This window comes from Streptomyces coeruleorubidus (genome assembly GCF_028885415.1).
In the GTDB taxonomy this organism is placed as follows: Bacteria; Actinomycetota; Actinomycetes; order Streptomycetales; family Streptomycetaceae; genus Streptomyces; species Streptomyces coeruleorubidus_A.
The window spans coordinates 4,848,511-4,860,676 of the sequence record NZ_CP118527.1 but is presented as its reverse complement, the minus strand read 5'-3'; the positions used below and the strand labels follow the sequence as shown (position 1 = coordinate 4,860,676).

At 68.9% G+C, this 12,166-nt stretch carries 12 protein-coding genes; 6 read left to right on the top strand and 6 right to left on the bottom strand.

The genetic code is table 11. The features are described from left to right. Positions 1 to 6: 6 nt before the first annotated feature. Positions 7 to 384 carry a phage holin family protein gene (locus PV963_RS22625; protein WP_274817572.1) on the bottom strand — a complete coding sequence of 126 codons (378 nt, stop codon included), beginning with the start codon at positions 382 to 384 and terminating at the stop codon, positions 7 to 9. A gap of 60 nt (positions 385 to 444) precedes the next feature. Here PV963_RS22625 and PV963_RS22620 point away from each other — a divergent pair, with 60 nt between their 5' ends. From PV963_RS22620 to PV963_RS22605, 4 genes are all read left to right on the top strand, one after another. Next, entirely contained in the window at positions 445 to 762 is a 318-nt protein-coding gene (locus tag PV963_RS22620; RefSeq protein ID WP_059414731.1) for a cupin domain-containing protein, read from the top strand. 165 nt (positions 763 to 927) lie between these two features. Then, positions 928 to 1,140 (top strand): DUF5326 family protein, encoded by a 213-nt coding sequence (locus PV963_RS22615; protein ID WP_020271174.1) that lies wholly within the window; start codon positions 928 to 930, stop codon positions 1,138 to 1,140. Positions 1,141 to 1,347: 207 nt separating this feature from the next. Continuing rightward, the gene (locus tag PV963_RS22610; protein ID WP_425540932.1) at positions 1,348 to 2,196 is read left to right on the top strand and encodes an IclR family transcriptional regulator; all 849 of its coding nucleotides are present in this window, start codon (positions 1,348 to 1,350) and stop codon (positions 2,194 to 2,196) included. Between the two features lie 99 nt (positions 2,197 to 2,295). Then, positions 2,296 to 2,730: an SsgA family sporulation/cell division regulator gene (locus PV963_RS22605; protein ID WP_274817571.1), complete on the top strand. Its 435-nt coding sequence runs from the start codon at positions 2,296 to 2,298 to the stop codon at positions 2,728 to 2,730. Positions 2,731 to 2,838: 108 nt separating this feature from the next. On the opposite strand, the gene PV963_RS22600 is transcribed toward PV963_RS22605, so the two are convergent. Next, a complete protein-coding gene (locus tag PV963_RS22600; RefSeq protein WP_274817570.1) occupies positions 2,839 to 4,521 on the bottom strand; it encodes a YibE/F family protein in 1,683 nt (560 codons plus the stop codon). A 254-nt stretch (positions 4,522 to 4,775) separates the two neighbouring features. Here PV963_RS22600 and thiC point away from each other — a divergent pair, with 254 nt between their 5' ends. Then, entirely contained in the window at positions 4,776 to 6,560 is a 1,785-nt protein-coding gene (thiC, locus tag PV963_RS22595) for a phosphomethylpyrimidine synthase ThiC (RefSeq protein WP_274817569.1), read from the top strand. Between the two features lie 91 nt (positions 6,561 to 6,651). On the opposite strand, the gene PV963_RS22590 is transcribed toward thiC, so the two are convergent. The 3 genes from PV963_RS22590 to PV963_RS22580 form a co-directional block, all read right to left on the bottom strand. Further along, a complete protein-coding gene (locus tag PV963_RS22590) occupies positions 6,652 to 7,518 on the bottom strand; it encodes a hypothetical protein (RefSeq protein WP_274817568.1) in 867 nt (288 codons plus the stop codon). Between the two features lie 183 nt (positions 7,519 to 7,701). After that, on the bottom strand, positions 7,702 to 8,793 hold the full coding sequence (locus tag PV963_RS22585) for a metallophosphoesterase family protein (RefSeq protein ID WP_274822095.1): 1,092 nt from the start codon (positions 8,791 to 8,793) through the stop codon (positions 7,702 to 7,704). A 278-nt stretch (positions 8,794 to 9,071) separates the two neighbouring features. Then, positions 9,072 to 10,184, bottom strand: a complete 1,113-nt coding sequence (locus tag PV963_RS22580) for a LacI family DNA-binding transcriptional regulator (protein ID WP_274817567.1) — start codon at positions 10,182 to 10,184, stop codon at positions 9,072 to 9,074. Positions 10,185 to 10,615: 431 nt separating this feature from the next. Between PV963_RS22580 and hisC the strand changes: the two genes are divergently transcribed. Beyond that, positions 10,616 to 11,695, top strand: a complete 1,080-nt coding sequence (gene hisC / locus PV963_RS22575; protein WP_274817566.1) for a histidinol-phosphate transaminase — start codon at positions 10,616 to 10,618, stop codon at positions 11,693 to 11,695. A 16-nt stretch (positions 11,696 to 11,711) separates the two neighbouring features. Here hisC and PV963_RS22570 read toward each other — a convergent pair whose 3' ends face one another. Next, positions 11,712 to 12,104 carry a cyclophilin-like fold protein gene (locus tag PV963_RS22570; RefSeq protein WP_274817565.1) on the bottom strand — a complete coding sequence of 131 codons (393 nt, stop codon included), beginning with the start codon at positions 12,102 to 12,104 and terminating at the stop codon, positions 11,712 to 11,714. Between the last annotated feature and the right edge of the window lie 62 nt (positions 12,105 to 12,166).

The window sequence follows — 12,166 nt, the reverse complement described above, 5'->3', positions numbered from 1 at the left end:
GCGCGCTCAGTCCTTGTCGGGCAGGACGACGTTCAGCGCCCAGGAGACGACAGAGATGATCAGGCCGCCCAGGACGGCCGTCCAGAAGCCCTCCACGTGGAAGCTGAGGTCGAGCTGGTCGGCCAGCCACGAGGTGAGCAGCAGCATCAGCGCGTTGACGACCAGGGTGAACAGGCCGAGCGTCAGAATCAGCAGCGGGAGGCTGAGAAGCTTGACGACCGGCTTGACCAGGAAGTTCACCAGGCCGAAGATCAGCGCGACGATGATCAGGGTGCCGATCTTCTTGCCCGTGCTGTCACCGGTCAGGGTGATCTTGTCGAGCAGCCATACGGCGACCGCCAGGGCACCCGCGTTGGCGATCGTCTTGACTAGGAAATTCATCATGTGTCTGATCGTGGCAGACCTGATCGGACATGGGCACAAGAGGCAGGGGCGGACAAGGCGATGAAGGCATTCCGGCTGGATGAACTGGAGGCGGAGCGCGCCGCCAACGAGGGCGCCTACCTGCAGTTTCTGCGGGAGCAGAACATGTCAGTCGGCCTGTACGCCCTCGATGCGGGCGATCAGGATCCACAGAAGCCGCACAATCAGGACGAGGTCTACTTCGTTGTGAGCGGCCGCGCCGCGATCACCGTCGGTCTGGAGACGACGCAGGTGGCACGCGGCAGCGTGATCTACGTGCCGGCCGGCGTCGCGCACAAGTTCCACCACATCACCGAGGACCTGAGGGTGCTGGTGGTCTTCTCTCCGCCCGAGAGGTGACGGACCGTCTCGGGGTTCCCTAGGGGTCCGGTCAGGGGGAGACAAGGGGCGCGAGGCCCCCGCCGGGCCCTCTTTCGGACCTAGCATCGAGTGCAGGACATCAGAGATCCAGAGGTACCGACAGGACCCGGCACTCGAACGGGCGGAGAGGTAAGGGCGAGAGCGATGCGAGAGATCTTCACGGGACTGCCGTGGTGGGTGAAGTGGATCGCGGTGCCGGTCATCGCCCTGGTCGTGTTCGGCGGGCTGATCGCCAGCGTGGTCGGGTTCGTCATCGGACTGCTCTTCAAGGTGCTGGTCTTCGTGGCGCTGGTCGGTGGACTGATCTACGTCGTACGGAAGTTCACGTCGAGTTCCTCGTCGCGCAGCGACTGGTGAGACCGGTGGGAAACCGGTGGGGGTAGCGGGAAACACCCGGGGCCGCCGGTTCCCTCGGCCGGGGGAAGTTTCCCCTCCGGGCCGTCTGCGTGCGGTGGCAGACGAATAGAGTCCGGAACTCGACGCGGGGACATCCCCCGCGAGCGGCGTACATCTCCACCCGTGTCCATCGGCACGGTCTACCCCCTCGCGCTTCGGGAGTGACCCTTGGCCCCGGCTGACACCGCACGTGTCCACCTGCACACCGTCCCCGCGCAACCCCGCTCGGCGTCCCCCTCCGAGCAGCCGCCTCCCGCCACGCCACCCCCTCCGGCGACCCTCATCGGATCCGTGCAGCGCGCGATGCGCCTGCTGGAGACCGTCGCCGCGCACGAATACGGCGCCCCCGCCAAGCAACTGGCCCGGGAGACCGGGCTGGCCCTGCCCACGACCTACCACCTGCTGCGCACCCTCGTGCACGAGGGCTATCTGCGCCGGGACAAGGGCCTGTTCTTCCTCGGTGAGGCTGCCGAGCGGCTGAGCAGCAGCGGGGCACGGCAGAAACGTCGCAGCACCGTCGTCGACGCGCTCGCGCACTGGCGGGACATGCTCGGCGTCCCCGTGTACTACGCGGTGTACCGCGAGGGCGAGATCGAGGTCATGTGCGTCTCCGACACCCCGGGCACTCCCGCGGTCGAGGAGTGGGCCGACTTCCGGGAGACCGGGCACGCGCACGCCATCGGGCAGTGCCTGCTGTCCCAGCTGGACGAGGAGGCCCGACGGGACCACCTCGACCGCTATCCGGTGCAGGCCCTCACGCCGTACACCGTGCGGGACAACCACAGCCTGCTGCGCCGTCTGGAGCGGGTGCGACGTATGGAACCTGTGATCGAGCGTCAGGAGTACGCCCTGGGCGCCGTCTGCGCGGCGATTCCGCTCACCCTCGGCACCACGGCCGCGACGCTGGCCATCTCCCTGCCCGCCCACCAGGAGGACAGGCTGCTGCCGGCGGCCCGCCAGTTGCAGGGCGAAGTCGGGCGTCTGCTCGGGTCGCTCGCACTCTCTATCAGTATGTGAAAACTCACTCCTTGTGATCTGCTGTGTACGTTCAGCAAGATTCCATCAAGTGTCAGAGGTTCGTTCCCGGCCAGTCCACGGCGAATGACGGGGTTAGCGATGCGCGAGTCCGTACAGGCAGAGGTCATGATGAGCTTTCTCGTGTCCGAGGAGCTCTCCTTCCGCATTCCGGTGGAGCTGCGCTATGAGACCAGTGATCCCTATGCCGTACGGCTCACCTTCCACTTGCCCGGTGATGCCCCGGTGACATGGGCTTTCGGCCGGGAGTTGCTGATCGACGGAGTCGGCCGGCCGTGCGGGGAGGGCGACGTGCGGGTCACGCCCGTTGAACCGGACTCGCTGGGCGAGGTGCTGATCCGGCTTCAGGTGGGCAGTGACCAGGCGCTGTTCCGGTCGTCGACGGCACCGCTCGTCGCCTTCCTCGACCGCACCGACAAGCTGGTGCCGCTGGGCCAGGAAGGCTCGCTCGCCGACTTCGATGCCCATCTCGAGGAGGCCCTGGACCGCATCCTGGCGGAACAGGGCGCCGGCTGAGACATCCGTCGGGCGGCACGGTGGAGTAACGCTTCACCGGATGCCGCCGAGCTGTGCAGGAACGCTTCTCCGTACGGCGGGGCAGATGACTTCGGAGTCGGCGAGCCATCAGCGCTTGCGACGTCGGCCCTTCCCCCCGCGTGCCGGGGCCGCAGCGGCCTCCACGGCGGGCTGCGCTCCCGGGCGGTCGGCCGAGACCACCAGCGCGGCCAGGGCCGTGGTGACCGGCACCGAGGCGACCAGGCCGATCGAACCGATCAGCGTGCGCACGATCTCCTCCGCGACCAGCTCACTGTTGGCGACCGTCCCGACACTGCTCTGCGCGATGGAGAACAGCAGGAGCAGCGGCAGGGCGGCACCCGCGTAGGCGAGGACGAGCGTGTTGACGACCGAGGCGATGTGGTCGCGGCCGATCCGGATACCCGCGCGGTAGAGGCCGCGCCAGCCCATGGACGGGTTGGCCTCGTGCAGCTCCCAGACCGCCGACGTCTGCGTGACCGTCACGTCGTCGAGCACACCCAGCGAGCCGATGATGACGCCGGCGAGCAGCAGACCGCTCATGTCGATCGTCGGGTAGAGGCCGTGGATCAGACCGGTGTTGTCGTCGGTGTTGCCCGTGAGCGCGGCCCAGCCGATGAACAGCGAGCCGAGGACGCCGATCAGCAGCAGTGAGATGAGGGTGCCGAGCACCGCCACGGATGTCCGGGCCGACAGGCCGTGACACAGATACAGGGCGATGAGCATGATGGCGCTCGCGCCCACCACCGCCACGAGCAGCGGGTTCGAGCCCTGGAGGATGGCGGGCAGGATGAAGAGGTTCAGCACCAGGAAGCTGATGGCCAGCGCGACCAGGGCCATGACACCGCGCAGCCGCCCGACGACCACGACGGCGAGGGCGAAGATGCCGGCGAGCAGCGTCATGGGCAGGCGGCGGTTGATGTCGGTGACCGAGTACTGGAGGTCCCTCGGCGCGGAGGGCTCGTAGGCGACCACGACCTCCTGGCCCTCGTGCAGCTGACGGGACTGATCGGGCTGGACGATCTCGGTGAAGGTGCGGCCCTTGTCCTTGCCGCTGTCGACCCGGATCGTCGCCCGCTTGCAGGTGCCGTTCTCCTGCTGCACCGCGGAGGAACCCTCGGCGGTGGACGTGTCGCCGGTCGGCGGGACTCCCGAGGCGCCGGCCTCCTTGCAGCTCACCTCCACGACCTTGGTGACCGAGGCCTGCTGCGTCTGCCGGTCGAAGCCGACGCCGGTGCGCTCGTGCGGCGGGGCGCCACCCGGCCACAGCACGGCGAGACCGACCAGCACGGCAGCGGCGAAGGGGATGAGGACCGCCGCGATGACCTTGCGCAGATGCATGGAGACGGGCGTGGCAGGACCGTGGTTGTGACTGTGCGAGTGCCCGTGTCCGCCGCCCGGTGCGGGGCCGGGTCCGTTTCCGTGACCGCCGCCGCCGTGCCCGTGGCCGCCGCCGTGACCGTCGCCTCCGCCGGGACCATGGTCTTCGCCGGACCCGTCACCTCCCCCGTGACCGTGTCCTCCGCCGGGCCTGTCGCCTCCATCGGGGCCGGAGCCCTGCCAGCCTCCGGAGCCGGCACCATACGCCCCGGCCGGGCCGGCGCCCTGCCCGTTCCTGGGACCGGGCCCGTGCCCGGGCGCTTGTCCCCGGGCAGGCCCCAGCCCGCCCGGGGCGGCGAAATCGTGCTCGCGCCCACGGCCGTTGCCGTTGCCGGCGCCGGATCCGCGGGGCGGTTCGGGCGGTGGGTGAGGAGGACGCTGCATCGTGGTCACCGACCGATCATCGCAAGAACGAGGGGGGCCCTCTGTTCACCGCGCCAGAATTGCCGCTAGCGTGGAGGCACCTTTTGTACACGCGGGAGCTCGGAGCACCGGGCTGAGAGGGCGCTGACCTCCGTCCCAGCGATGTTTCACATGAAACATCACCGAAGTCGAGTGATGTTTCACACGAAACGTCGGCAGACGGAAGCCGCTGCGTCGACCGCCGAACCTGTTACCGGGTAATGCCGGCGTAGGGAGTAGGTCTCATGACCAACAAGGACGCACGCACGCCTGCCTCCGTTCAGGACGCACAGTCCGAGGAGGCCGGAAAGTCCGTCGGCTGGCACAAGGCGTATGTCGAGGGCTCTCGCCCCGACATGCGGGTGCCGGTCCGTCAGGTGCATCTCAGCAACGGGCAGTCGGTCACGCTGTACGACACGTCGGGCCCGTACACCGATCCGCTCGTCGACACCGACGTCCGCAGGGGCCTGTCGCCGCTGCGCGAGAACTGGATCATCGCCCGTGGCGACACCGAGGAGTACGCGGGCCGACCCGTCCGTCCCGAGGACGACGGCATCAAGCACACCTCGCCGCGCGGGGGCCTGCGCAACCTCGACGCCGTCTTCCCAGGACGGCCGCGCCAGCCGCGCCGCGGCAAGGACGGCAAGGCGGTCACGCAGCTCGCGTACGCCCGCCGCGGTGAGATCACGCCCGAGATGGAGTACGTGGCCATCCGGGAGAACGTTTCGCCCGAGGTGGTCCGCGACGAGATCGCGGCGGGCCGGGCGGTGCTGCCGGCCAACGTCAACCACCCGGAGATCGAGCCGATGATCATCGGCAAGCGGTTCCTGGTGAAGGTCAACGCCAACATCGGCAACTCCGCGGTGACGTCCTCCATCGAGGAGGAGGTCGAGAAGATGACCTGGGCGACCCGCTGGGGCGCCGACACGGTCATGGACCTGTCCACCGGCCGCAACATCCACACCACACGTGAGTGGGTGCTGCGCAACTCCCCCGTCCCCATCGGCACCGTGCCGCTCTACCAGGCCCTGGAGAAGGTCGACGGCCGGGCCGAGGAGCTGACCTGGGACATCTACAAGGACACCGTCATCGAACAGGCCGAGCAGGGCGTGGACTACATGACAGTCCACGCGGGCGTGCGCCTGGCGTACGTGCCACTGACGGCCAACCGCAAGACCGGCATCGTCTCGCGCGGCGGCTCGATCATGGCCGCCTGGTGCCTCGCGCACCACAAGGAGTCGTTCCTGTACGAGAACTTCGAGGAGCTCTGCGAGATCCTCGCCGCGTACGACGTCACGTACTCCCTCGGCGACGGACTGCGGCCGGGCTCGATCGCGGACGCCAACGACGAGGCGCAGTTCGCGGAACTCCGGACTCTCGGGGAACTCAACCGGATCGCGAAGCGTTTCAACGTACAGACCATGATCGAAGGCCCGGGCCACGTCCCGATGCACAAGATCAAGGAGAACATCGACCTTCAGCAGGAGATCTGCGATGAAGCTCCGTTCTATACGCTCGGTCCGCTGACCACGGACGTCGCGCCGGCGTACGACCACATCACCTCCGGCATCGGTGCCGCGATGATCGCCTGGTGGGGCACGGCAATGCTGTGTTACGTCACGCCCAAGGAGCACTTGGGCCTGCCGAACCGTGACGACGTCAAGACCGGCGTCATCACCTACAAGATCGCCGCCCACGCAGCGGACCTCGCCAAGGGACACCCGGGTGCCCAGGAGTGGGACGACGCGCTGTCCGACGCCCGTTTCGAGTTCCGGTGGGAGGACCAGTTCAACCTCGCCCTCGACCCGGACACGGCACGGGAGTTCCACGACGAGACCCTGCCGGCGGAGCCCGCCAAGACGGCTCACTTCTGCTCGATGTGCGGTCCCAAGTTCTGCAGCATGAAAATCTCGCAGGACATCCGCCGTGAACACGGCGGCACACAGGCCGAGATCGAGGACGGCATGGCCCAGAAGTCGAAGGAGTTCGCGGCGAGCGGGAACCGCGTGTACCTGCCCATCGCGGACTGATCCGTCCGCACACAGGCCGAGGGCCGGGGACCGGTGGTCCCTGGTCCCCTGGCCCGCGGGAGCGGTCTGGCCCCTGGCGCTGACCACACGGCTACTCCGGCTGGTGTTCCGGTCCTCCGAAGTCCGGGCTGGTGTAGTCCGGGCTGCTGAAGCTCGGCCGCGAGCCGGGGTTGCCGTCCTCCGGGCTGGTGAAACCCGGGCGGTCGTAGCCGAGGTGCGGGATGCGGCTGACCGGCGTGGACGGGGAGGTGTGGTGCAGCGCGGCGGTCGCACTCGGGTCGACGAGGGCCTCCCGGAGGAAGGGCAGGATGCCTTGTTCCAGCAGGGCCTCGCGCCAGGCCTCCCTGGCCTGGTCCACCTCCCTTTGCAGTTCGCCGTGCGGACCGCTTTCGGCCGTCGGCTTGTTGCGCAGGGCGGTGATCAGCAGTCCCACCGCGGCGACGAGAATCGCGACCGCGGTCACGGCGCCGAACACCCAGCCCGTGGTGAGCATGGTTCGGGCGAACGTCTGCTCGGGGTTGAGCATCTGGAGGATGTAGCCGACGAGCAGGAAGATCGCCGCGGCGGTTCCGGCGAGGACGGGGGCGAGGACGGCGACGACGGCGATGGCGCCCGCGCCGGCGGTCTCGGCGACCTCCCCCATGGTGGCGGCGAGGCCCGCCGCGCCCGTGTCCGGCTCGGAGGAGCCGGATTCACGCACGGCCGGTTGGCTGGACGGCGCCGGATGGCGCAGTTCCTCACGGGCCTTGACGTAGTGCTGGTACTCGGTCGACGCGGCCGCCGTGATGAGCGCGGTGGCGTTCAGCGCCATGGTGCGCAGTTGTTCGGGGTTGAGCCGCTGTCCGACAGCGGCCAGCTCCGGACGGTGTGGGGCGGAGCGCAGCGCCTCATCGAGGATCCGCTCGTATTCCTGGCGGTCCTCGCTCAGCAGGTGCTGCGGAACGCTGTTCATGTGCATCCCCCGATGCTCCGTAGGGCTTGGGGCTCGGCATGCTGACGAGCCGTCGGGCAGAAACGGAGGGGAGCCTGCTACGGATAAGCCGATGGTAGAGCCGTGAAGGTGGGCCGTGACAGGGGGTTTACCGAAATTGACCCCTCACCGGTCCGGTCCTGTGACGGGAAACGCCTGCCCGGTGAACGCTCACGTACCCAGCGGCAGTTGCTGGACCAGCAGCTTTCCGGCCATGGTCACGCCGCCGTCCATGGCGATGGCGAGTCCGTCGGCGTAGACGTGCGGTCCCTCGACCACGGGGTCGGTGCTGTCCTCGTCCTCCTCGGAACCGACTTCCCCCAGCAGATACGGAATCGGGCTGTGTCCGTGAACGATGCGGGTGCCCCCGTACGTATCGAGCAGGGAGCGCACGGCGTCCGCGCCGCCCTCGTCGCGGAAGGAGAACCGCTTGGTGAACTTGCGGAACAGGTCCCAGACCTCGTCCGCGTCGTTGCGCGTGAGCGTCTCGCGGACGGTGTCGTTGACCTCTTCGATGGAGCGGCCGTAGTCGAGGTAGGCGGTGGTGTCGGAGTGGACGAGCAGGTGGCCGTCGACCTCCTCGACGGCGTCCAGGCGGGCCATCCACTGCAGGTGGTGGTCCTGGAGGCGGTCCATGTCGGTCTTCTGGCCGCCGTTGAGCAGCCAAGCCGCCTGGAAAGTGGCGGTGCCCGCGCCGGAGTTGACGGGGGTGTCGCCGAACCGCTTGGCGCCGAGCAGCAGCAGCTCGTGGTTGCCCATGAGCGCCTTGCAGTAACCGCCGGCCGCGGCGGCCTCGGCGGACAGCCGCATCACCAGGTCGATCACGCCGATGCCGTCCGGTCCGCGGTCGGTGAAGTCGCCGAGGAACCACAGCCGGGCGGTGCCCGCGCACCAGTGACCGGCGGCATCGAGGAGGCCCTTGTCCTGGAGGGCCGCCACCAGCTCGTCGAGGTAGCCGTGCACGTCACCCACCACGTACAGCGGGCCCTGCCCGGTGTCGGCCTGCGGGGCTGCGACGGCCTCGGGGTCGACGGTCACCTGGACGGTGTCGCCCCGGTGGATCACGGGAAGATCGCGCTCGGTCGGCGTGTACCCCTCGGGGTAGGTCTCCTCGGTCGGCGGGGCCACCTCGCCGGAGTGGGCGCTGTCGACGTACGGACCGGCCTCGTGGACGTACGCGGGCACCCGGAAGTCGCGCAACGTCGCCGTCCGCTCCACCTCGGGTCCCTGACCGGCCCCCTGAGTCATCGACCCCTCCACCATCGCGCGCATCTGCACCGCATCGGACTGCCTGGTCGTAGCGGCCCGTCGGTGTCGTGGGCCCATCATAGGAATGCGGATCGCGCCATGTGATGACCCAGGGGTGGTGAATCAGAGCAAGAGTCCAGTTCACCGCGGCTTTCGCCCCGATTGGGCCGGGCTTTGACCACCGTGTGACCGTCCTCGCTTTCCTTCTCTTCGCGAGAACGATCCCTTCTCTCCGGGGGACCGGCCCTGTTTCTCCCCAGGAGTGCGAACTTCCCTTTACCCGGGTGTACGGGCTACGTCCCCTCGGGGGACCGCGGCGGGCTGACCGTCGTGCGCGGCGGGCGCCGCTGGGACGACGTGCGCACGATCAGCTCCGTCGGTATCACCTGCTCCACCGGACGGTCCGAGTCCGCTCCCTCGATGGCGTCGATGAGGAGCTGCACGACCGCCGTGCCGATGCGGCGCGGTTTCAGGGAGAGCGTGGTGATGGGCGGCTCGGTGTTGGCGTACACGGTGGATTCGCTGCAACAGACCAGCAGCAGGTCGTCCGGGACGCGCAGGCCGTAGCGGCGGGCGGCGGCGAGCAGGTCGGTGCCGTTCGGGTCGAACAGCCCGTAGACCGCGTCGGGCCGGTCGGGGCGGGCCAGGAGCCGGTCGGCAGCGACGGCGCCCGCGCACGGATCGTGCGCCGGGTAGGCCTCGTACACCGGATCCTGGCCGACGCGCTCGCACCAGCGCAGGTACGCGGTGGTCGACAGGTGGGTGTACGTGTCGGTCGTCGTGCCGGTCAGCAGGCCGATGCGGCGGGCGCCGGCGTCGGCCAGATGGTCGAGGATGCCGAGGACGGCGGCCTCGTGGTCGTTGTCGACCCAGGCCGTGACCGGCAGCGAGCCGGCCGGGCGTCCGTCGGAGACGACCGGCAGACCCTGCCGGACGAGTTCGCTGACCACCGAGTCCTGGTCGGAGGGGTCGATGACGACCGTGCCGTCCAGGGCGACGTTCGACCACACGTCGTGGCGCGAGGTCGCCGGCAGGATGACGAGGGCGTAGCCGCGGGCGAGCGCGGCGGAGGTGGCGGCTCGCGCCATCTCGGCGAAGTAGGCGAACTCGGTGAAGGTGAAAGGTTCATCCCCGTACGTCGTCACGGTCAGGCCGATGAGTCCCGACTTGCCGGTACGGAGGGTCCGGGCGGCGGCCGAGGGGCGGTAGCCCAGCCGGTCGGCGACCTCGCGGACATGGCGCCGGGTGGCGTCCGGGAGCCGGCCCTTGCCGTTGAGGGCGTCGGAGACGGTCGTGATGGAGACTCCGGCGGCGGCGGCCACGTCTCTGATACCCGCCCGACCCGGCCGACTGCCTCGACGTGAGGTTTCCGCGCGGCTCACCTGGTGCTTCCCTGCTGCTGTCATGGCGAGCCGATAGTAGGGCTCATGCGGTGGGGTAGTGCGGACGCATATGCGCGCGTTGACAGGCACGTTTCTGCATGATCATTTAACGTCAATTGCTTTGGAAAACAAGGGCGTTGAGCGCTCCTATGCCAGTACGTGACGTGTCGGCCCGCACGGGCCTGCCTAGTGGTCGATGTTGCGAAGAGGTCTCAACTCACCTGCACGGGGGATGCGCGCTACGGCGTGCACCACCGGCGCGTAGATATATGTGCGGCGCGCCCCCGGATTCGTACGCCTTCGTGGGGCGATGCCCTTGATGCCGGTGGGGCCCACGAGGCCGGCGTTCGTCGCTCCGTCGTGGCTATACGCAGCGGCGCCGAATCCTCATAAGGTGAGGAGCATTGGATGTCGGCGGCGGTCATGGGCCGCCGGTCTTCGCGAGGAGGACTGCGGTGAGTGAGACGAGCCCCAAGCTGCGCGCCGAGCTGGAGGGGATCCCCACCTACAAGCCGGGCAAGCCGGCCGCCGCGGGCGGGCCGGTGGCCTACAAGCTGTCCTCCAACGAGAACCCCTACCCGCCGCTGCCGGGTGTGATGGAGATGGTGACGGCGGCGGCCTGCAACTTCAACCGCTACCCGGACATGGCTTGTACGGCGCTGATGAACGAGCTGTCCGAGCGGTTCGGCGTGCCCCTCTCCCACCTGGCCACCGGCACCGGGTCAGTCGGTGTCGCCCAGCAGCTGATCCAGGCCACCTCCGGGCCCGGCGACGAGGTCATCTACGCCTGGCGGTCCTTCGAGGCGTACCCGATCATCACGCAGATCAGCGGCGCTACATCGGTGCAGGTGCCGCTGACGTCCGGTGATGTGCACGACCTCGACGCGATGGCCGACGCGATCACCGACCGGACCCGGCTGATCTTCGTCTGCAACCCCAACAACCCGACGGGCACGGTCGTGCGGCGGGCGGAGCTCGAGCGCTTCCTCGACCGCGTGCCCGGTGATGTGCTGGTGGTGCTCGACGAGGCCTACCGCGAGTTCATCCGCGATCCCCAGGTGCCGGATGGTGTCGAGCTCTACCGCGACCGGCCCAACGTCTGCGTCCTGCGGACCTTCTCCAAGGCCTACGGCCTCGCCGGTCTGCGCGTCGGGTTCGCCATCGCCCATGAGCCGGTGGCCGCCGCGCTGCGCAAGACGGCGGTCCCGTTCGGGGTGAGCCAGCTCGCGCAGGAGGCGGCGATCGCCTCGCTGCGTGCCGAGGACGAACTGCTCGGCCGGGTCGGGTCGCTGGTGTGTGAGCGCACGCGCGTGGTCGACGGGCTGCGCGCCCAGGGCTGGACGGTGCCCGAGACCCAGGCCAACTTCGTGTGGCTGCGACTCGGGGAGCGCACGGTCCCGTTCGCTCAGGCATGCGAGCAGGCGGGCGTGGTGATCCGGCCGTTCCCGGGTGAGGGTGTGCGGGTGACGGTCGGGGAGACCGAGGCGAACGACATCTTCCTGAAGGTGGCGGAAGGGTTTCGCAAGGAGCTGTAGGGCTCCGCGAGCCGGGTCAGGCGTCGACGAGTTCCGCACGCACAGGGTCGCCGTCCCGCACCGTCGCGAGCACTCCTGGGTCGCCGTCGATGCGGCCCAGGACGTTGCACGGGCTGGCGAGCCGGCACTCGTTGCCTCGTGAGATCGGCGTGGGCCCGTAGGGGAGGGCGAGGGCGTCGCCGTCGGTCCAGAAGGCGACCGTGCCCGGCTCGACAACCTCCCGGGCGTCCGTTTCACGTGAAACGGACACTCCTGTGTCGAAGTACACCTCCTCGCCCCAGGTGCGGGCGGTCGAGACGAAGGGCAGCGCCTTGGCGAGGGCATGGGTGGTCGGGGTGTCGTCGAGGGTCGCGGTGAGATGACCTGCGGGCCAGGAGATCCGTAGCCGGAGCGGTGTCCGTGTCTGCATGCCGCAGATTCAACAATATGTTGAAGTCCGCGCCAAGGGGTTGACCGCGACGGGGACCCCCT

Excerpts from the sequence above, each read along its gene's own strand:
- thiC (WP_274817569.1), top strand. The coding sequence starts at position 4,776 with ATGACCAACAAGGACGCACGCACGCCTGCCTCCGTTCAGGACGCACAG.
- PV963_RS22585 (WP_274822095.1), bottom strand. The coding sequence starts at position 8,793 with ATGGTGGAGGGGTCGATGACTCAGGGGGCCGGTCAGGGACCCGAGGTG.
- PV963_RS22615 (WP_020271174.1), top strand. The coding sequence starts at position 928 with ATGCGAGAGATCTTCACGGGACTGCCGTGGTGGGTGAAGTGGATCGCG.
- PV963_RS22625 (WP_274817572.1), bottom strand. The coding sequence starts at position 384 with ATGATGAATTTCCTAGTCAAGACGATCGCCAACGCGGGTGCCCTGGCG.
- PV963_RS22620 (WP_059414731.1), top strand. The coding sequence starts at position 445 with ATGAAGGCATTCCGGCTGGATGAACTGGAGGCGGAGCGCGCCGCCAAC.
- PV963_RS22580 (WP_274817567.1), bottom strand. The coding sequence starts at position 10,184 with ATGACAGCAGCAGGGAAGCACCAGGTGAGCCGCGCGGAAACCTCACGT.
- PV963_RS22570 (WP_274817565.1), bottom strand. The coding sequence starts at position 12,104 with ATGCAGACACGGACACCGCTCCGGCTACGGATCTCCTGGCCCGCAGGT.
- PV963_RS22605 (WP_274817571.1), top strand. The coding sequence starts at position 2,296 with ATGCGCGAGTCCGTACAGGCAGAGGTCATGATGAGCTTTCTCGTGTCC.
- PV963_RS22590 (WP_274817568.1), bottom strand. The coding sequence starts at position 7,518 with ATGCACATGAACAGCGTTCCGCAGCACCTGCTGAGCGAGGACCGCCAG.